Source organism: Dehalobacter sp. 12DCB1 (assembly GCF_004343605.1).
GTDB lineage: Bacteria > Bacillota > Desulfitobacteriia > Desulfitobacteriales > Syntrophobotulaceae > Dehalobacter.
On record NZ_POSF01000005.1, the window covers coordinates 40,083 to 59,346 of the forward strand.

General features: G+C 48.2%; 24 protein-coding genes and 1 pseudogene. 19 read left to right on the forward strand and 6 right to left on the reverse strand.

Features of this window, described 5'->3' with window-relative positions:
* Window positions 1-100 precede the first annotated feature (100 nt).
* From C1I38_RS02860 to C1I38_RS02910, 11 genes and pseudogenes are all read left to right on the forward strand, one after another.
* Window positions 101-1,351, forward strand: a complete 1,251-nt coding sequence (locus tag C1I38_RS02860; RefSeq protein ID WP_119776805.1) for a site-specific integrase — start codon at window positions 101-103, stop codon at window positions 1,349-1,351.
* Window positions 1,303-2,319, forward strand: a complete 1,017-nt coding sequence (locus C1I38_RS02865; RefSeq protein ID WP_132102079.1) for a tyrosine-type recombinase/integrase — start codon at window positions 1,303-1,305, stop codon at window positions 2,317-2,319. The genes C1I38_RS02860 and C1I38_RS02865 overlap by 49 nt, the downstream gene beginning before the upstream one ends.
* Window positions 2,316-3,353 (forward strand): tyrosine-type recombinase/integrase, encoded by a 1,038-nt coding sequence (locus tag C1I38_RS02870; protein WP_119776808.1) that lies wholly within the window; start codon window positions 2,316-2,318, stop codon window positions 3,351-3,353. Before C1I38_RS02865 ends, C1I38_RS02870 begins: the two co-directional genes overlap by 4 nt.
* 87 nt (window positions 3,354-3,440) lie before the next feature.
* Window positions 3,441-4,169: pseudogene (locus tag C1I38_RS02875) on the forward strand (DNA cytosine methyltransferase); the annotation flags it as partial.
* Window positions 4,169-4,732, forward strand: a complete 564-nt coding sequence (locus C1I38_RS02880; protein ID WP_119776811.1) for a DUF4259 domain-containing protein — start codon at window positions 4,169-4,171, stop codon at window positions 4,730-4,732. The pseudogene C1I38_RS02875 and the gene C1I38_RS02880, both read left to right, overlap by 1 nt.
* A 19-nt stretch (window positions 4,733-4,751) precedes the next feature.
* Window positions 4,752-5,009: a hypothetical protein gene (locus C1I38_RS02885; protein ID WP_119776813.1), complete on the forward strand. Its 258-nt coding sequence runs from the start codon at window positions 4,752-4,754 to the stop codon at window positions 5,007-5,009.
* Between the two features lie 173 nt (window positions 5,010-5,182).
* Window positions 5,183-5,611, forward strand: a complete 429-nt coding sequence (locus C1I38_RS02890; RefSeq protein ID WP_199698304.1) for a 4-oxalocrotonate tautomerase — start codon at window positions 5,183-5,185, stop codon at window positions 5,609-5,611.
* 96 nt (window positions 5,612-5,707) lie between these two features.
* Window positions 5,708-6,295 carry a hypothetical protein gene (locus tag C1I38_RS02895; RefSeq protein WP_119776814.1) on the forward strand — a complete coding sequence of 196 codons (588 nt, stop codon included), beginning with the start codon at window positions 5,708-5,710 and terminating at the stop codon, window positions 6,293-6,295.
* A 68-nt stretch (window positions 6,296-6,363) separates the two neighbouring features.
* Window positions 6,364-6,813, forward strand: coding sequence for a nucleotidyltransferase domain-containing protein (locus C1I38_RS02900; RefSeq protein WP_243103757.1), 450 nt, complete (start codon window positions 6,364-6,366; stop codon window positions 6,811-6,813).
* Complete coding sequence (locus C1I38_RS02905; RefSeq protein WP_243103766.1) at window positions 6,738-6,923, forward strand: HEPN domain-containing protein; 186 nt, start codon at window positions 6,738-6,740, stop codon at window positions 6,921-6,923. Before C1I38_RS02900 ends, C1I38_RS02905 begins: the two co-directional genes overlap by 76 nt.
* Before the next feature lie 152 nt (window positions 6,924-7,075).
* Window positions 7,076-7,249: a hypothetical protein gene (locus C1I38_RS02910; protein ID WP_243109279.1), complete on the forward strand. Its 174-nt coding sequence runs from the start codon at window positions 7,076-7,078 to the stop codon at window positions 7,247-7,249.
* A gap of 48 nt (window positions 7,250-7,297) precedes the next feature.
* Here the strand turns inward: C1I38_RS02910 and C1I38_RS02915 are convergent, their stop codons facing one another.
* Genes C1I38_RS02915 through C1I38_RS02925 form a run of 3 tightly spaced genes read right to left on the reverse strand, consistent with a single transcriptional unit; the run spans window position 7,298 to window position 9,413 of the window.
* On the reverse strand, window positions 7,298-7,666 hold the full coding sequence (locus C1I38_RS02915; RefSeq protein WP_199698306.1) for a YkvA family protein: 369 nt from the start codon (window positions 7,664-7,666) through the stop codon (window positions 7,298-7,300).
* A gap of 29 nt (window positions 7,667-7,695) precedes the next feature.
* Window positions 7,696-8,868, reverse strand: a complete 1,173-nt coding sequence (locus C1I38_RS02920; RefSeq protein WP_119776819.1) for an MFS transporter — start codon at window positions 8,866-8,868, stop codon at window positions 7,696-7,698.
* Entirely contained in the window at window positions 8,865-9,413 is a 549-nt protein-coding gene (locus C1I38_RS02925) for a Chromate resistance protein ChrB (protein WP_132102081.1), read from the reverse strand. Before C1I38_RS02925 ends, C1I38_RS02920 begins: the two co-directional genes overlap by 4 nt.
* A gap of 137 nt (window positions 9,414-9,550) precedes the next feature.
* Between C1I38_RS02925 and C1I38_RS13980 the strand changes: the two genes are divergently transcribed.
* Window positions 9,551-9,709, forward strand: coding sequence for a hypothetical protein (locus C1I38_RS13980; protein ID WP_165904955.1), 159 nt, complete (start codon window positions 9,551-9,553; stop codon window positions 9,707-9,709).
* Window positions 9,710-9,805: 96 nt separating this feature from the next.
* Here C1I38_RS13980 and C1I38_RS02930 read toward each other — a convergent pair whose 3' ends face one another.
* The 3 genes from C1I38_RS02930 to C1I38_RS02940 form a co-directional block, all read right to left on the reverse strand.
* Window positions 9,806-10,390: a LysE family transporter gene (locus tag C1I38_RS02930; protein ID WP_119776822.1), complete on the reverse strand. Its 585-nt coding sequence runs from the start codon at window positions 10,388-10,390 to the stop codon at window positions 9,806-9,808.
* A 27-nt stretch (window positions 10,391-10,417) separates the two neighbouring features.
* Complete coding sequence (locus C1I38_RS02935; RefSeq protein ID WP_119776824.1) at window positions 10,418-11,686, reverse strand: O-acetylhomoserine aminocarboxypropyltransferase/cysteine synthase family protein; 1,269 nt, start codon at window positions 11,684-11,686, stop codon at window positions 10,418-10,420.
* Window positions 11,687-11,782: 96 nt separating this feature from the next.
* Entirely contained in the window at window positions 11,783-12,688 is a 906-nt protein-coding gene (locus tag C1I38_RS02940; protein ID WP_119776826.1) for a LysR family transcriptional regulator, read from the reverse strand.
* Window positions 12,689-12,871: 183 nt separating this feature from the next.
* Here C1I38_RS02940 and C1I38_RS02945 point away from each other — a divergent pair, with 183 nt between their 5' ends.
* The 7 genes from C1I38_RS02945 (at window position 12,872) to C1I38_RS02975 (ending at window position 19,263) form a co-directional block, all read left to right on the forward strand.
* Window positions 12,872-14,698 (forward strand): ATP-binding protein, encoded by a 1,827-nt coding sequence (locus C1I38_RS02945; RefSeq protein WP_119776827.1) that lies wholly within the window; start codon window positions 12,872-12,874, stop codon window positions 14,696-14,698.
* Entirely contained in the window at window positions 14,698-15,888 is a 1,191-nt protein-coding gene (locus C1I38_RS02950) for a hypothetical protein (RefSeq protein WP_119776829.1), read from the forward strand. The genes C1I38_RS02945 and C1I38_RS02950 overlap by 1 nt, the downstream gene beginning before the upstream one ends.
* Window positions 15,889-15,940: 52 nt before the next feature.
* Window positions 15,941-16,822, forward strand: coding sequence for a ParM/StbA family protein (locus C1I38_RS02955; protein ID WP_119776831.1), 882 nt, complete (start codon window positions 15,941-15,943; stop codon window positions 16,820-16,822).
* 4 nt (window positions 16,823-16,826) lie between these two features.
* A complete protein-coding gene (locus C1I38_RS02960; RefSeq protein ID WP_119776833.1) occupies window positions 16,827-17,102 on the forward strand; it encodes a plasmid segregation centromere-binding protein ParR in 276 nt (91 codons plus the stop codon).
* A gap of 192 nt (window positions 17,103-17,294) precedes the next feature.
* Window positions 17,295-17,831 carry a hypothetical protein gene (locus C1I38_RS02965; RefSeq protein WP_119776834.1) on the forward strand — a complete coding sequence of 179 codons (537 nt, stop codon included), beginning with the start codon at window positions 17,295-17,297 and terminating at the stop codon, window positions 17,829-17,831.
* Window positions 17,832-17,849: 18 nt separating this feature from the next.
* A complete protein-coding gene (locus C1I38_RS02970; protein ID WP_119776836.1) occupies window positions 17,850-18,512 on the forward strand; it encodes a hypothetical protein in 663 nt (220 codons plus the stop codon).
* A 337-nt stretch (window positions 18,513-18,849) separates the two neighbouring features.
* Window positions 18,850-19,263 (forward strand): hypothetical protein, encoded by a 414-nt coding sequence (locus C1I38_RS02975; RefSeq protein WP_119776837.1) that lies wholly within the window; start codon window positions 18,850-18,852, stop codon window positions 19,261-19,263.
* The last annotated feature ends 1 nt before the right edge of the window (window position 19,264 follow it).

Below are 19,264 nucleotides of genomic sequence, written 5' to 3' on the forward strand. Positions count from 1 at the left end.
TTGTTTATAAAGTGCTTGTACAACTCGCATTGCTATGCTCTCTCATTTATAATTGTTCGGGATAACAATTCCAACAATTATAAATGAGGAGTGATGAATTATGGGCGAAAAGTCCACCACAAAATTAAAAGCCATACTTGATGGAGTGATTTGCTATCTTCACGATTGCAATTATGAGGACAGCACAATCGAAACATACCAGGCTGCAATAGCAAAAATCCAACGGTTCTATGAAGAAAGGGGTGAACAAAATTATTCTACTGAGGACTCGGCTCTTTTTCTGGATTTGAAACAAAAAGAATATGCTGATGGCTTAATCTCCAGACGAGTGTGGTTACCTTTGAGACGTGCTGTATTCATGTCCAACGAACTTTACAGTAAAGGTCAAATTGAAGTCGGAAGGCGGCATACTCCAGAACCCCCGGCCAAGCCCATGTCTGGCATATGCCAAAGTTTACTGACTGCATATTTACTATCGCTGAAATCTCGGAATCTTAAGCCTGCATCAATTGAGCTGGAAAAGTATAATGTAACTTTGTTTTTGCATTATCTCGATGAACACACCATAGGCGATGTTTCCCTCCTAACAAGCAAAATTGTCCTTGATGCCATTCCATACATCAAGAAATCACGCCAAGAAACCCTCAGTCATGCACTTGGATCGGTCAGGCGCTTTTTAGAATACTTGGTTGTTCATTTTGGAATAAGTGAGGCTATTCCTATGTCCTTGTCTTTAGGGGTTGCCCGACATAAAAAAGTAATCTTTGGATTCACCGACGAAGAAGCCAGCAGAATTCTTTCAGCAGTGGACACATCCACTCCGATTGGCAAACGCGATTTTGCGATTATGACCTTGGCTTATGAGACAGGCCTACGCAGCATTGACATCAAAAATATGCATTTGGCCAATATCGATTGGAACCACTCGGAAATACAACTTATCCAAAGCAAAACACAAAAAACGATGATCCTTCCGTTAACAAAAAATGCGGGCGATGCCCTGGCTGATTACATTTTGCATGGACGCCCTGAATGTAATTCGCCATATTTGTTTTTGAGCGCAGAAAAGCCATATGGAGAATTAATAAGTGGATTATACATTATGGTCAAGAAATATGCGGCATTGTCCGGAGTAGATAAAGAAACCAAAGCGGCCATAGGTCTTCATGGATTCAGGCGCAGACTGGGAGTTGCAATGCTTGATGCTCATGTGCCTCTGTCTACAATTAGTGAGGTGCTGGGTCATGCACAGAAAAACACAACTAAAAGATATCTCTCTGTCGATATTGAGAGATTAAGCAATTGCGCGATGCCTATGCAAGGATATGCGCCCACGCGGGAGGAGCTATGAGTAGACAGTTTCGCAGTAACTTAGCTCAAACAATTGAAGCCTTTCTCGAGCAAAAACATACCCTGGGTTTCAAATATTGCGAAAATGAACGCTACCTCGCAAATTTTGATGCCATGTGTGCCGGGCAATTTCAAAATGAAACAACAATTACGCGTGAAATGGGTATGGCTTGGGCTGTTTCATTGCCAAATGAGAGCAGAGCTGGCCTAAGTAGGCGAATGAGTTCGGTCAGAGAGCTGGCAAAATATATCCTTCGGAACGGTGAAGAAGCATTTGTAATACCCACTGAATATGGCGCAGTACCAAGCCGGAAGCATATACCGCATATTTTCTCGCATGAGGAATTGCAGCTTTTGTTTACGACTGCTGACAGATGTTTTGAAAATGATAAATTCCCTTTATGTGCAATAGAGCCTTCGGTGCTGCTTAGACTGCTTTATGCCTGCGGGTTACGTCCCTATGAAGGAAGAACAATCTTACGTGAAAACATAGATTTAGATGATGGCACGATTTTCATTCCTGAATCAAAAAAGCTAAAGGATCGGGTTGTTATTATGGATAGCACTATGCTGGATATTTGCCGCCGGTACGACGAGAAAGCAAAACTGATTGTCCCAGACAGTGCTTATTTTTTCCCTTCACATGGACGGACAAGCAAATGCCATGATGGACATTGGCCTGCGCGGGTGTTGAACAGGTGCTTAATCAATGCGGGAATTACTGAATTCACCGGCAACAACCCAAGACCATATGATCTCAGGCACACTTTTGCTACGCGCACGTTGCTCCGCTGGATGCAGGAGGGATACGATCTCGATAGTTGTCTGCCATATTTAAGCGCATATATGGGGCATGAGAAATTTCAGCACACACTATATTACATCCACCTTATCCCGGATTTTTTTCCTGAAATATTGCCGCGAGTGGCGTCAAAATTTGCTTCACTGATACCGGAGGTGAGTATATGAAGCTAAAAAATGATTCGTTTTTCAAATCTTCCCGCGATTTTTTAACTGTCTACTTGCCTCGGCAGCGGAAAATGAGCCCAAACACGGTAAAATCCTATAAAGGGACATTGAACCAATTTGTTGATTATCTTGTGGAAATGAAGAATATCCCAATTCTTCAGATTACACTCGACGAATTGAACGCAGTTAATGTATCTGATTACCTTGATTGGCTTCAGGAAAGTAAAAACGCTGCATCAACCACGAGAAACCAGAAGCTGATGGCACTCCGTTCATTTGCAAAATATTGCTCTGTTTCGGAAATCGCCAACGTTTATATTCGTATGGAGATATCCAATGTTCCCATCCAAAAGGTTCCCGGCAAAAAAGTGGAATTTCTTAGCGAGGATGCCATGCGAACACTGCTGTCCATGCCAGATATGCATAATTTTTGGGGATTGCGAAATGGAATGCTAATGATTCTAATGTATGATACAGCTGCTCGATGCCAGGAAATCCTTGACATTAAGTTGAAAGACATCGTTTTTAAGCAGAAAGCACCATACGTTTATCTCACCGGCAAGGGAGAAAAGCTCCGATCCGTCCCTCTGATGGAAAAAACGATCGATCATCTCAAGCGTTATATGCAATTCTTTCATCCAGATGAACTGAGCAGCCCGGAAGACTATCTTTTCTATACTGTCATTCATGGGAAAAGAAATCCGATGTCTCCCGATACCGTTTCCCGAGTTGTGCATAAATATGGACTGCTCGCAAAAAAGGGAAACCCGAATGTGCCTGAAAAAATACATCCACATATGTTTAGGCACACCAGAGCAATCCATCTTTACCGGTCTGGAGTTCCGTTGCCGCTTCTGTCCGAATATCTCGGGCATTCCCAGATGACAACAACAAGCATCTATGCATATGCCAGTATGGAAATGAAGGCTGAGGCCATAAGCAAGGCCAACAACCCGAACAATACGCCCAATACAGAAAAAACATTGTGGGAGGGGGATGCGGAAATGATCAAGCAGCTATACTGCCTCAAGTAACAAAAATACTTATCCCGAAGAATATCGCCAAAACGGCGGTGTTCTTCGGATTCAAAAGAAAAAGGAGGATAACTAAATATGCGGAATAACGATCAGGGCGGCAAACGGATCGATTTGAGCCATGGTGTCAGCGGGACTCTCCGAGCAGATGAGCGAGGGCACCAGCCGCTGATCATGGCAACACAGCAGGGCGGCGCGGAAATCGGCGTGGGCGTCTGCCCGGCGATCACCGCCGCAGCGGGAATGAGCGGTAACAACCAGCCCGTGCTGTTTGAAAATCATGGGATCGACAGCCGCTACACCGGCCCCCATGAGGTAGCCCCCACCATGTCGGCCCGATACGGCACAGGCGGAAACAACGTACCTCTGGTAGCCGGAGAACCGGACAGCTTCTGCATTGCCGGAAACATCATCGACCGCGAAGTGCAGAACGGCGGAAACGGTATTGGGTGTCAGCCGGACATCAGTTATACCCTCAATACCGCCGACCGGCACGCTGTGTTCAGCCGGCAGCGAAGCGACGTATTTCGGAAAAACGAAGTGGTCAGCACGCAGACTGTTCATCAAGGCAAGGATGCGACCGACCTCGTGGCCGCGCCGATCATAACATGGCTGAAAAAACTTATCCGGCGCCTCACCCCGCTGGAATGCGAAAGGCTTCAGGGCTTTCCTGATCACTGGACGGATATACCCGGCGCCTCGGACAGCGCACGGTATAAGGCGCTTGGAAACTCAGTGGCGATCCCCTGCGTGGACTTTGTCCTGCGGGGCGTCGCTTATTTTTTACGCAAAATTGAAAAGGAGGTAAACAACTGATGGGATGCTGGGGAATTACCGCTTTTGAATCGGATGACGGATTGGACGCGGTTAACTTTTTCAGAGGAAATCTGCCGGAGGACGGGAAACTGGAGCTTGGGAAAATGATTGAAGCCATGCAGAAAGATGAGGGGTATGTGCCTGACGTTACTGACGGCTATTCCCACACCGGCCCTATGGCATTTGCTGAAATCGCGGTGAAATTCCTCGACCAAGACATCGGCGATCTGGACTATAACGAGGAATGGGCGGCAAACGATAATAAGTTTAACACCGTGACATCTTTCACCGCAACCAAGGAATCCATCCGGTGGCTCAGGGACTATATCTACGAAACGCTCAAATGCGCCAAAGAAAATGCGGAGCTCATAGCAAAACAAGGAGTGCATGAGTGGGATCGGTGGGGCGGCTGGTTTGAAGAAAAGAACTGGCACGACTGGCAAAACCATATGTCAATGCTCGTCAACCGCATGGACTCACTCCTTGCTTCTCCGGAGAGTCAAATCGAACTGCTCCATCCACAGGAGCAGGCAAACGGCCCCGTCATGGAGCTTAACCAATAAAACACAGGAGGAATCAGCAATGTATATGTACCCCGACAACCTGAAAGCGAAAGCCACCCTGTGGCTGTGGGAACTGCGGGACATCGGCATCATCGGCGTCGGACTTTTAATCTCTGTATTTGCGCTGGCGCAGCTCCGGTTCCTGCCGCCCATCGTCCTAACGGCGCTCTACGCCTTTTTATCCATACGCTTCGAGGATACCAGTATCCTCGATTTTATCCGATACGCTTTCGGGTTCTTCATCGGACGCCAGCAAATTTATCAATGGAGGGCCTGAAAACGGGATTTGTAGTTTGAGATACCGGAAGTCTCAAGGCGGAGGCAGCCGATTCCCATTAGCACAATTATGTTTCATTTCTTTAACATTCATTGTTAGTGTTGGTAATAGCTATTGCCCATACATTTCAATATACTTGGCTTACAAAACACAGTAGGAAAGGAGAAAAGAAAATGTCGGAAATGCGCGGAATCACCGTCCAGGTACCGGCAGACCTGCACGGCAAGGTAAAGGCAGAGCAGGAACTGCTGAAGCAGACGATGAGCCAATACATCCAAATGGTACTCGAAGAACACTTCAATCCAAAACAAAATGAGAAAGGCGGAACAGATATGAACGGTAACAACAGAACCCTGGCATTTCAGGTGTCGGAGGAACTCTTTCAGCGGGTAAAGGCATACCTCGCCAAGCATCCGAAGCTCAGTCAGAAAGATTTTATTGTCGATCTGATCGAGCAGGAATTGGACAGGTTTGAGAAACAGGAGGCGCGGCCGGAACATCCCGACATTGATGGAACTGCCGATAAAAGCAGCTCGGAGGATGGCGTGGGCGGCAGCGTCACCCCCGAAAATCCCCCAAACAATGGAGATGCCGCTGAATAAAATCGGGTGAAGGCCCCGCAGAAACAAAACCTGCGGGGCCTAACTTTGTCCAAAGAAGCTGAAAGCAAATGCATTCTTTTATGGAGGACTTGCTATATGAGCAGAAAAGAAAAACAGGCGGCAAAGGAAAAAGCCTCTACCCGCCAGCTTATAGGCATCACCGGCATCACCGATTACAGTCTTGTGACCGGTCACGGCAGGCTGGTGTTTTTTATGATCAAACCGACAAATATCAGCGTCCTGTCTGACGCCAGCGTCGGAGCGCGGATCTATGCCTTAATGAATGTCCTCAAGGGTATCGCGGAGATCGAGATGCTCTGCCTGAACTCACGGGAAAACTTTGAGGACAACAAGAGCTTTCTGCGCCAGCGCACGGAAGCTGAGCAGAACCCTGTCATCCGTAAACTGCTGCAGCAGGACGCGGCAAACCTGGACCGGATGCAGGTTCAGATGGCAACGGCGCGGGAATTTTTCATTATCATCCGTTTGCGGGAGGAAAAGGAGTCCGATGTTCTCCCGTATCTCTCCCGTATCGAAAAAAGCCTGAAGGATCAGGGATTTACCGCACGGCGGGCAAATGAAGCAGACATCAAGCGGTTGCTGGGCGTTTACTACGAGCAGAATGTGACCACCGAGCGGTTCGAGGATTTCGACGGGGAACGCTGGATCATCTTAAATGACTAAGCGGCCTGCGTGTTGCTTCTTCTCATAAAACAGGATACAATAATATGCTAAAGGAGGCGACGACGCGCATGGATGCTGAGATCATGGCAATTGCGGAAACCATCATGAATACCGTGGATTGCGAAAAGATATATCTCTTCGGCTCTTTTGCTTATGGCGAGCCGCATAAAGACAGCGATCTGGATTTTTATGTGGTGCTTCCGGACGATTCCAACCTGCGACCAATAGAGGCGATGCGGAAAATCCACCGGAACCTGGGCAACGTAAAGCGGAAGATGCCGGTCGATGTTTTGGCCGCGCGGTCAAGCCGGTTCGCGGAAATGAGCGTGCTGCCAACAATGGAACGCCGTATCGCCAGAGAGGGGGTCGTGCTTTATGAACAGGGCGGAAAGTCAGAGAATGGTATGAGATCGCCGCGACCAACCTGCGCACCGCAAAGCACCTGTTTGAAACCATACATCCCAAGCCGCTCGAAACTGTCTGCTACCATTGCCAACAGGCTGCTGAAAAAGCGTTAAGCGGCATCCGCACTGAAAGAGGCGGAGCGGATTTATACATTCTGCTCCGATCTGATCCCCACGCTGCGACCCTCCGACCAGGAGCCAAAGCTATCTCTGTAACACAATAAAACCGCATACCGATACGATGCCCACTGTGATAGAACAGCGGGCATTTTTTATTCTTTATTTTGAATTTGGCCGGTAAGCAGGCGTACCGGCCGCTGCAATGGATTGCTGCCGTTCATGCCTCCTACCGGCTGATAACAGGAGGATGAATCCATTGAGAGAAAACAGCAAAATAACAGGCACGGTTACCGCCGGGGATGCCAAAATCAAGGATTTCCTCGACATGATCGCGCCGAGTATTATCAAATTTCAGACCGATTACTTTATTTGCGGCAACACCTTCCGCTGCGTGTGGGCCCTGCGGGAGTACCCTACCAGTTTGTTATAGACGAAGAAATGACAGCAAAACGGGGTGCATATACAAACAAGGTAACAACTAATTAAGGATTATATATACGATAATTGCGATGATAAAGACCCAAATGCAGATGATCGGTATCGCATAACGCCATTTTTTCGGCTTGCCTTCGGACCACATGCCTTTTGCCTGTTCAAGACATTCCTCCATAATATAGTCCGGTATAAGTTTAATAGCCCAGGTTATTAAAAGCGGAAGAATGATGATATCGTCAAGGTAACCGAGTACCGGGACGAAATCAGGTATTATATCAATTGGCGATAAGGCATAGCCTACTGTTAGCGCCGCCACAATCTTTGCGGCAAGCGGTGTGTCCTTGCGCTTATATGCAAGGAACAGAGCAGCTATCTTACTTTTTAAGTCCCTGACTTTTTCTTTGATTTTCATATTCATAACCACCGTTCATCGGCTTCTAACTAAATATTCAGTTTCCTCGGCTTGCTTCCAAGAATTATTTGGATGATGGCAGCGGAAGCAACTCCAAGGATGCCGCCGAACAAAAACGGGGCGCTGGAGTTGATATTATCCCACATTAAGCCCGCTATGATTGATGACAAGAGCAGGCCGATGCCCTGCAGCATGCCATAAAGGCCAAGCACGGTTCCCTTTAGTCCTGTTGGCGAGTTTTCCGCTATAAAAGCCCGCTCCGCGCCGCTGATAAACGCATTGTAAGCGCCGTAAGCAATAAACAACAGCACAATTGCCGGTTTTGACGATAAAAGCGCAAAGCCAAGATATACAAATCCGTAAATCAGGTATCCGGGAACAAGGATTCTGCTCCTTCCAAATTTGTCGGACAGCTTACCTGACGGAATCGCGAGTATAGACGCCGAAACATTAAAAATCAGATAAAGCAAAATGACCTGCGACGCTGCAAAGCCTTGTTCCTGTGCTTTCAGCAGTAAAAATGTGTTTGATGAATTTCCGAGGCAGAAAACGAATATTACGGCGAGATATGTTTTCAGCTTTCCATCCAGCTTTAAACCTTTTAGGGTCAACTTCTCGCAGGGCACTTCACAACTTTTGTCTTCCCTGATTGCAAAAATGATCATGATTCCGATGACTGCCGGAATCATGGAAAACAGAAATGCCTTATGATACCCAAAATTGGTTGCAACAAATATGTAGGCAACCAGTGCGCCAAGTGACGAACCCGCCATATCAAGCATCTTATGTAGCCCAAAAGAACCTCCGAGCTTTTTCTTATCACTCGACTGTGCGACAAGTGCGTCACGCGGAGCGGTTCGAATACCCTTTCCGGTACGGTCAATGACTCTCGCCACTAAAACACCAAACCATGAGGTTGCGAGAATAAGGAATATCTTATAAATCACCGACGCTGAATATCCTGCAAAGGCAAGGCGTTTTTTGTTATGGTACACATCCCCAATATAACCGCTGAACACCTTTAGAAGCGAAGCTATGCTCTCGGCGCTTCCTTCGATGACTCCTACGATTGCTGGAGATGCCCCGAGAGTGGCTGTTAAAAAGAGCGGAACAAGCGGGTAAACCATTTCGGTGCTCATGTCCACAAACATGCTGACAAGCCCGATCAGAACAATATTGGATATAATCTTTTTCTTTTTCATTTCAATCCCTCCGCTTTTTCGTTGAATTCATACACCTTGTCGCAGAAACCATTCAAGGACTCCGCACATTTTGACAGCATTAACTTGGCTTTTTCTTGAAGCGGCGCGTCAAAAGAATCCCTTGTAGTAATTTTTTCATACCATTGTTTAAGCTTGTTGAGTTCTTCCTCAGTTTCCTCGATCTCAGCAAACGTAAAATTCTCTCTTGCTATTTCCTTGTCAATTTCCTTGAAAAATTCTTCGCATTGTTCAAGCAATTCTCCGTATTCCTCATCCCTGGCTGCGTTTAACTGTTCAATTATAATTTTTTTACCGTCCTCATCTACCGAGGATGTCATGACAAACGCCTCTCCACTATTCTGGAAAACCTCGCTCTTAATCTCATTCAACAAACTGTAATTTTCATCGCTTAAAGGTAATATCCACATTGACTGTTGGATACTGACAGCGCCGATTTTTTTCAGTTTTCTCCAGATGGACACACGCGCCCTTGACGGTTCTCTCGGCAGCGTATAATTGATTACAAGCCATTTGTTTTGTTCCATAAAATCATCCTCTTAAATGTAATACTGGTTACTAAAATATATCATAAAGTAATACTGGTTACAATACCAAAAATAAATTATCGGTCTGATTTTTATCAGGCCGATTTTTAATAAAGTTTTGAAAGGAGCGGATAACAATGAAAATAAACCCCACTAAACTATCGTATGACGATAGCCATGTTCAGGAGTTTCTCGACATGATTTCACCCTCGGTGGTCAAATTCAATACGGATCATTTCATCTGCGGCAACACCTACCGGTGCGTCTGGGCGCTTCGAGAATACCCGACATGGTAGTTATAGACGATGAAAAAGCACTGGGAAGCTGACGCAGTACATCAGCTTCCCAGTTTGCTTATAATCTCAATAACAGATTAAACTTTGATTTCCTTCCTAAAACACCATAGTCCAAGCGCAGTAAACCAAAAAAACAGCAAGAATGATATTGATAGGTTTATAGTACTTTTTATAAATTTTCTGAATTTTCATGCCGAACCACGCCCATGATAAGGACGCAAGCGAACCGACGGTTGCAATTATCATTTCCGTACCCAATAGAGCGGCAAAAGAGTCATAATACGGTACGATGTATCCCGTAAGGCAGGTCATGCCGTAAAAATATATTTTGACATTCACAAACTGCAATAAGAACCCTGTCCAGAATGAAGGTTCCTTAGTTTCACTTCTTTCATCCGGTCTGCTTCTGGCAATATGTACTGAAAGCCACAAGAGGTACCCCCCACCAAAATACTTCAGTACAGTCAGCATCGGTGACAGGTAATGACTCAGTCCGAAAATAGCAGCGGCGCAAATGGCCTGCACGCAATAATATCCGCATACGATGCCGAAAAATAGCGTTTTCCCCTTTTTCCAACCATATGTTGTAATGGTGGTCAGTGTTAGAATATTACCCGGTCCCGGCGTGAAAGAATTGATTAACATATAGGCAGCAAGTGCAGTTAGTGCAGGAGTAGGCATAACAACACTCCCTCCATAATATCTCGTCTATTTTTGAATCTTTCGAAATGCATTTTCTAAATCACTGATAATATCATCAACATTTTCAAGCCCAACGGATAAGCGTATCATCCCGGCTTCAATTCCTGCCGCAATAAGCTGTTCGTCGGTTAGCTGACGGTGCGTCTCACTTGCAGGATGAAGTACACAGGTTCGGATGTCGGCAACATGGACTTCATTGGATGCAAGCTCAAGCGAATCCATAAATCGAGTAGCTGCATTTCTTCCGCCTTTAATAACAAACGAAATTACACCGCTTGCGCCTTTGAGATATTTCTGTGCCAGTGCATAATTAACATCTCCCTCAAGCCCCGGATATGTTACTTCTTCTACTTGCTCGGAACTTTTGAGATGGCGTGCAACAATCAGCGCGTTTTCGCAATATTGTTTCATTCTTACAGCTAAGGTTTCAAGACCGAGATTGAGCAAAAACGCGGAATGTGCGGCAGGGTACATGCCGAAATCACGCATGAGCTGCATCCGCGCCTTAACGATATATGCTTTTTTGCCATAAGTTTCGGTATATGATATTCCGTGATAGGACTCGTCCGGCTCGGTCAAATCCGGGAAATTACCATTAGTCCAATCAAAATTTCCACTATCAACAATAGCTCCGCCGACCTGAACTGCATGGCCGTCCATGTATTTTGTAGTGGAATGAATGATGATATCTGCTCCAAATATAAAGGGCTTGCACAGAATCGGCGTTGCAAAGGTATTGTCGACAATCAGCGGCACCTTATGGCTATGCGCAATTTTTGCAAAACGCTCAATATCAAACACAGTCAATGAGGGATTGGCAATGGTTTCACCGAAAACAGCTTTTGTATTCGGCTTAAATGCATTGTTAATTTCTTCCTCTGTCGCGTTTCCCTCGACATAGATGCATTCAATTCCAAGTTTTTTCAAGGTAAAGGAAAAGAGATTAATGCTTCCTCCGTAAATATGTGGCATACTGATAAAGCTGTCGCCGGAGTTGCAAATATTCAGTATGGATAACAATGTTGCAGCCTGACCGGAAGTGGTACACATTGCACCGATTCCACCCTCAAGCTCCGCAATTTTATTCTCAACAGCCATAACGGTAGGATTACCGAATCTTGAATAGATTAAGCTTTTCATCGGGTCATCAAATACCGCAGCCACATCAGCGGTTGAATCGTACACATACGTCGTGCTTTGTACTATAGGTACTACACGCGGCTCCGCATTCTGGGGATAATAACCTGCGTGCAGGCATTTCGTTTCGTCTTTCATTCGGCGTTCCTCCATGTTTTTTAAGATAAAAATAGTATAGCACCCAAAGGCGCTATACTAAATTACGAGTTTTGTATGTATCGATATAGGATGAAACTATATATCCTCTGCGTATTTTTCTAACGCAGCAAGGTAGATGTGCCCTAACTCATTTAGAATTATATCCTTGTGCATAATTGTACCTATCTCTATCTTTTCGTCCACATCCAGCTGTACAGCAATGATATCATTGCCGTGCAAGTAGGCTGGAAACACTCCAGACGAAATCGTATAAGCATTCAGGCCAATAATAAAATTCACGACGGCGGCGCGGTCGCTCACGCGTATCTGCTTTGCCACCGTTCTTGTGGACAGGATTTCCTCAGAATAATAAAACGAATTGTATATGCCCTGATTGTAGGTGATGTAAGGGTAATTCTCAAGCTCGTCAAGCGTAACGATGTCCTTACTCGCCAGCGGGTGGTTCTTGAACAGAAAAACATGTGGCTTTGCGGTAAAAAGATGTTTGAATTTCAAGTCGTTGTCGGACAGCAGTTTTCGAATGACGGTTTCGTTTGCATAACTCAGATAGATAATACCAAGGTCACTGCGGAGATTCTTCACGTTTTCAATGATATCATGGGTTGTGCCCTCGTAAAGCGTAAAGTCATAAACCTCTCCGCCAAACTGCTTTACCATTTCTACTAACGCGTTTGCGGCAAATGTATAGTGCTGCGTGGAAACGGAAAAGCGTTGCCTCCCGTTCTGTTCATTCAGATACTTGCCCTCCAGCATATCCATCTGCTGCAAGACCTGACGCGCATAGCCAAGAAATTCCATTCCCTCCTCCGTTAGTTGCATTCCTCTCGGAGTACGCAGGAACAGAGTTCTCTTCGCTTCCAATTCTACCTCTTTAATGGCGTTTGAGAGACTCGGTTGAGAAATAAATAGCTGCTTTGCCGCCTCGTTTATGGAGCCGCATTCCGCTATCGTAACAATATATTTTAGCTGTTGTAATGTCATAGAACCCTTTCTTTTTCTTAAGACAGATATAATAGCGTAAGTATACGTTGATTTCGTAAAATATAAACAATGCAAATTTTGTATGCGCTTATTATACCATGCTTGGCCCAAAATGTGTCCAGCGCCGTCACAAATGTGGCGGCTTTTTATGTCAAAATGTAAAATCAGAAAGGAAGAAACCATATGGCAAGTAAAGCAAAGACCCAAACCGCCGTGCAAACGGATGTCCATATTCAAAAATTTTTGGACATGATCTCGCCCTCTATAATTAAATTCAACACCGACCACTTTATCTGCGGCAACACATTTCGGTGTGTTTGGGCACTTCGTGAATATCCGACCTCCACCGACGAGCAGGCGATTCTGCGGCATCTCGGAGAAAAGGACGGCATCACCCTGCGCATCTACACCCGGCAGGTGACGGCAACCGAGGAAAGAAAGATCATTCATAACGCCGCCAACAAAAACCGCATGAGCAGGAGCAGTACCTCCGACCTCCAACAGACCGTCACAGCGGAAAGCAACCTACAGGACGTGGTAACGCTGGTGTCCTCCATGCACCGGAACCGTGAGCCGCTCTTGCACTGCGCTGTCTACATTGAATTAACCGCCCACGACCCGGACAGCCTGAAGCTCCTCCAGACCGACGTGTTGACCGAGCTGGTGCGCTCGAAGCTCAACGTGGACCGCCTTCTACTCCGCCAACAGGAGGGCTTTCTGGCGGTCGGCCCGGCAGGGCGCAATGTGTTCGGCAGCCAGTTTGAGCGCGTTCTGCCCGCCAGCTCCGTCGCCAACCTTTACCCCTTCAACTACAGTGGAAAAACGGACGCTCACGGTTTCTATCTTGGGCGGGATAAATTCGGGAGCAACATCATCGTCGATTTTGATCAACGCGACGATGACAAAACCAACGCCAACATCCTCATCCTGGGCAACAGCGGTCAGGGCAAGAGCTATCTCCTGAAGTTGATCCTCTGCAACATCCTCGAATCCGGCAAGAACGTGATCTGCCTTGATCCCGAGCATGAATATGTCGATCTGGCCGAAAATTTTGGCTGCTTCGTGGACCTGATGAATGGTGAGTACCAGATCAACCCGCTCGAGCCGAAAACATGGGACGAGGGCGGCGACTCCGGCGACGGAGACGCGCCGCTGACCTTCCGGCAGCGCACCAAGCTCAGCCAGCACATCTCCTTCTTAAAAGACTTTTTCCGCTGTTACAAGGATTTTTCCGACCGCCACATCGACGTGATCGAAATCATGCTGGGCAAACTTTATGAAAAATGGAACATCGGCGACCACACGGATTTCGGTAAGCTGTCCGCGGAACAGTATCCCATCCTCTCCGACCTGTACGCGCTGATCGAGGACGAGTATAAAAACTATGACAGAGAAAAACACCAGCTCTACACACAAGAGCTCTTGCAGGACATCCTGCTGGGGCTGCACTCCATGTGCGTCGGCGCCGAATCAAAATTCTTCAACGGGCATACCAACGTGACCTCAAGCCGCTTCGTGGTCTTTGGCGTCAAGGGACTCCTTCAGGCCAGCCGCAACGTGAAGAACGCTCTGCTTTTCAACGTGTTATCCTTCATGTCGGATAAGCTGCTCACAGAGGGCAACACCGCTGCCAGCATTGATGAGCTTTACCTCTTTTTGACCAACCTCACGGCCATCGAATATATCAGGAACGCCATGAAGCGTGTGCGAAAAAAGGAATCGGCGGTAATTCTGGCCAGTCAGAATCTTGAGGATTTCAATATCGAGGGTATCAGAGAGCTGACAAAACCCCTGTTTTCCATCCCAACGCACGCATTCCTTTTCAACGCCGGCAACATCGACAAGCAGTTTTATATGGATAGCCTACAGCTTGAGGAATCGGAATACAACCTGATCCGCTTCCCCCAACGCGGTGTCTGCCTGTATAAGTGCGGCAACGAGCGGTACAACCTTGTCGTTCACGCGCCCGAATACAAGGAGAGGCTGTTCGGAAAGGCCGGTGGGCGGTAATGGCGGTAATAACCGCGGCGACCGTCGCAAAGGCGGCCGCCGCTATCCTTTCCAATGAGAAAACGCGAAAGGCGGTAGGCTGGATCATCGCCGCCATCCTGTCGCCCGTTATTTTAATCATCGTCTTCATCTGCGGATTCATGTCGGGCGGCGCCAACCACAATAACGCCGCCGTGGATCTCTGCTACTACGGCGGTATGATCGCCGGAACCGTTCCGGAAGGATACCGGCAGCACATTGAGGATATGCAAGAAAGCTTCGCAATCATCGACAGTGACATCGCAGCCATCAGCGCACAAACCGAAAACGGCAACGGCCTTGACTCTCAGCGGGTCAAGGCTGTTTTTTATGCTCTGTTTTTCGGCGCCGAAAACCCCTCTCAAGTCGGTATCTCAAGGTTTGTAGATTGCTTCGTCACTTATGAAACCCGCACGAACACCTGGACGGATGAGGACGGAGTGGAGCATGAGGATACCTATACGATAGCCATACCTATCGCCTCGCTGGATACGGTTTACGCCAACATCTCGGCAGCCATGGGCGTGGAGATCACCGATGCTGACAGGAAGAACGCCGATGCAATCTATGGGCGGACGAGCAGCGGCGGCGATACGTTCTCCGGCAGCTATGAACGCGGCGGCGACCGGGGCATTGAGCTGGACGTTTCCGCGTTTGTCAATCTGACAGAAAAAAATAATCAGGATCTGGTGACATATGCAATTCATGCGTGGGAATCCGGATGGGGATATGTTTGGGGCACCTACGGCTCCGTCCTCACGGATTCGCTCTTTGCGTCTAAGCTGGAGCAATACCCTGACGGCGTGGGAAACTACGAGGACTTCATCCGGGAAAATTGGCTGGACGGCAGAACGACCGACTGCGTCGGACTCATCAAGGGTTACGGTTGGTTAGATCCCGAAACCCTCACCATTGACTACGGAACAAACGGGATGCCCGACATCGGTGCGGATTCCATGTACGAAAACGCCACTGTAAAAGGCGATATCTCTACCATGCCGGATACCCCCGGACTTGCCGTATGGCACAGCGGTCATATCGGCGTCTATATCGGGAACGGCGAGGTGATCGAGGCGATGGGTACCAAGTACGGCGTGGTTAAAACCCAGCTTGCAGACCGCAACTGGACGGCATGGCTGGAGATACCGTATATCAGCTATCTCACAGATTAGGAGGAACAACCATAATGAGGATCTACAGAAAAAGAACAAGGAGGCCGATGCCATGATCAAACTCGGTGTGGACAACGGAAACTACAACACCAAATCCTCGGAGGGAATGCTCTACGCCTCCGGTTATACGGTCAGCGATCAGGAATTCATCACGCCGGAGTTGCAGCTCTACTACGAGGGCAATTATTACGCCATTGGGGAACGCCGTCTGCGTTTCCAACAGGACAAGACCAAAGAGCAGGATACCTTCCTGTTGACACTGCCGGCTATCGCAGAGGCAATAAAAAAAGCCGGTACCGCCAATGCGGAGATCATCCTCGGCGTGGGGCTGCCCGTTGACAGCTATGGAGTGCAAAAGGATGCGTTCCGCAGATATTTCCTGCGGGATAACATTTCGTTTCAGTTTGAGGGGATTCCCTATCGCTGCCGGATCGTGGACTGCAAAGTGTTCGCCCAGGGGCACGCGGCGCTGTGCCGGTATTACCCCCGGCTGAAAGAATACCAGAGCATCACTCTGGTGGATATCGGCGGGTACACCGTGGATATTCTCACCGTCCATAATTTCCGGCTGGAGCGGTCAAGCTGCGCCAGCCTTCGCATGGGAACCATCACCCTCTACAGCCGTATTCAGGACGCACTCAGAAAAAGAGATATTCTCCTGTCGGACGAGCTCGTCACCGACGCCATTCGGGGACACATACAGCATACCGATAGCGTGCTGATCCAGACGACGGTGGAGCAGGCCGTCGAGGTTTACTGCAAAGAGCTGTTTAACGCCTTGCGGGAACGCGGCCTGGACCTTCGGCTCCCCACGGTATTCTCGGGCGGCGGTGCCGAACTGCTGGAACTCCAGCTGTACGAAGGCGACCTCAACACGGTAGAGGTGCTGAACCGTTTCGCCAACGCTGACGGATACAAGCTCCTGCTGGGGTGATCTTATGAGAAAACGATACTATCTTTCGTTTAACATGGACGATCCGCGGCACCGAGAAGCCGAGGCATTGGTCTCCAGACAGGGTATTCGGCAGCGCACCGATTTTGTGGTTTCCAGCATTTTGATGGCAAATCAGGCAGAGTCTGTGGAGCAAACGGTGCGCCGGGTGATCAGGGACGAGCTGAGAACGCTTCGTCTGCCCCAGCCGCCGCAGCCGGAACAGGAGGTTCAACTGAGCGATCTCCCGAACAGCCTGATCAATGCGCTGGAGGATTTGTAACCAAGTGGGTATACTTCACCGCCTCCGCTACACCAAGAGAAGGAAAGTATACCCTGATGGTTCAACTTGGAGTTGGTATGATGGGAATCTGAATCTGTTTCTTTTCTCTGATATTCGCGCCGCGAAATTAGAAGGTGAGGAAATCAAAGAACAGGAAGATAACAAAACGCGCATACAAAAGGGGGAATCAAAATGCCGCGCAGTATATATGCCATTACTTCAAATGAAAAGGCCTCGTACTATCAGACGGAGAATGTTGGAAGTCTGCTGCAACTTCTCTCCCTGCTCAGACAAGTTCACACCGCAAAAGACAGAGTGCCGTCCATTCGCACCGGCAACGCGGAACGTCTGGTGTTGTACTCAAAAAGCATGCTTCCGATTTGTCCCAGCCCGCATTTGCGGTTGTTTCAGCCGCTAGAGCCGGAGAAGTATTCGGAACTGCTTCGGCAATTTCCAGAGTGGAATACCGACGACCGCCAGATCATTCTTGACTATGACAATAATCATTTTAGTTTTACGGAGTGGGAAGATGATGGGCCGGTAACCATGCACGGTCCGCTGGACGGCGTCGTCGCCGCATATGCCGGCGCTCTTCGAAAGAAAAGCAGCACTCAGACCTACCTCAACGAAAAAGTGTTCATTGCTGAAATGGACCGTATCTGTGAGATCGGCCCTTTTGAATCTTTGCAGGGCGACAAACAGGCTTTCGGCATGGACCTGCAGCTTTAAAAAACAAGGAGGATTTATATGGGCGACAGATCTATAGAGCTATGGCTAAACCAGTATCAACTCGAAGCGCTGGAGCGCATCCTTTCGGAACACGGAACGGATACCGAAACGGTCATGCAGGCGCGGCTCTTGGAATTTTACCGGCAGACCGTACCCGAGCAGGAACGCACGGAAATCAATAATAAGATCGAGGCCGATCGCCTTGCGGCCGAACGGCTGACCCAGGAGATGCGCCATTTTTCGGTGTACCATATTACGGAGAACGGCTCCGAGTGTCACTTCGAGTCCGACTATGGTATGGAAATCATGCAGACCGCATGGCAGATGCGAAGGTATCTTCGAGCCGAGTTTGAAAAGCAGCCTGAAAGCTTCGCCGCTATCTTCGACGATGCGATCCCCATTGATGCTCAGCGATTTGATGAACGCATTGGTGAATTGCTTGATAACAGTAAAAATATCGTCGGCGCGTTTGATATCGACTTTGATAAGCAGGAATTTTCCGGCGTCCATCGCTTAGACGGCTGGAAGACTTTTGCGATGAAAGACGTCAGCATCGCGGCTTATCACGCATACCGCAGCGACTACCGATCAATGAAAGATCGGTGGGAAATCTTCCTTGACCATATCGACGGCAAGGAGCTGACGCATGAGCAAAGCTCACCGATGCAGACCATGGAATAGCGAATCTTCGCATCCGTCGCCGCCTGTACCGCCCTGTGAGCGGTTTTATCGGTAAGGGTAAGATAAACAGCCGGCCCACAGCTTTGACACGCCGTTGCGGAGAGGTGAACCCCCCTGTCGAAAAGAGTGCAGGATAAAGGAGCGGAGGCGTGAAGCCTCCGCTCCGAGCCACAAAGCCCCGCAGTGCGGGGCTTTTTCGGGGTTTCAGAACCGCAGTCGGTTTCCGGCTTTTCCAACCTGACCAACGCTGGTATTTTTGAAAAAAGCAGACGTGTAAAGGACTTTCACGCTCTTTTAAGCGCGGTCTATGACCAAATTACGACAGGAGGATATAAAAATGTTCGAGGATATCAAGAGGAAATACACCATTTGGCTGAAGCCGGAGCTGGTGCATCGGATCGACGCGCTGACCGAGCTGGATAACTGCCAGAGCCGAAGCGAATTTACAGAGAAAGCACTCCGCTATTATATCGGGCATCTGAACAGCGAGGACACCACGGCCTTTCTTTCCAAGGCGCTCGTTTCCGTGCTGCGGGGCGTCCTGCGCGACGAGTCGAACCGCTTCGCCTCCCTGCTGTTCAAGCTGGCGGTTGAGGAAGCGATGATGATGAACGTGCTGGCGTCGGGACTGGAGATCAGCGAAGCGGATCTGCGCGCACTCCGCGGACGGTGCGTCGCAGAGGTGAAGCGCACCAATGGCAAGATCTCTTTCGATGACGCGGTAGACTTCCAGAAAGGCATCGCGGAGTAAA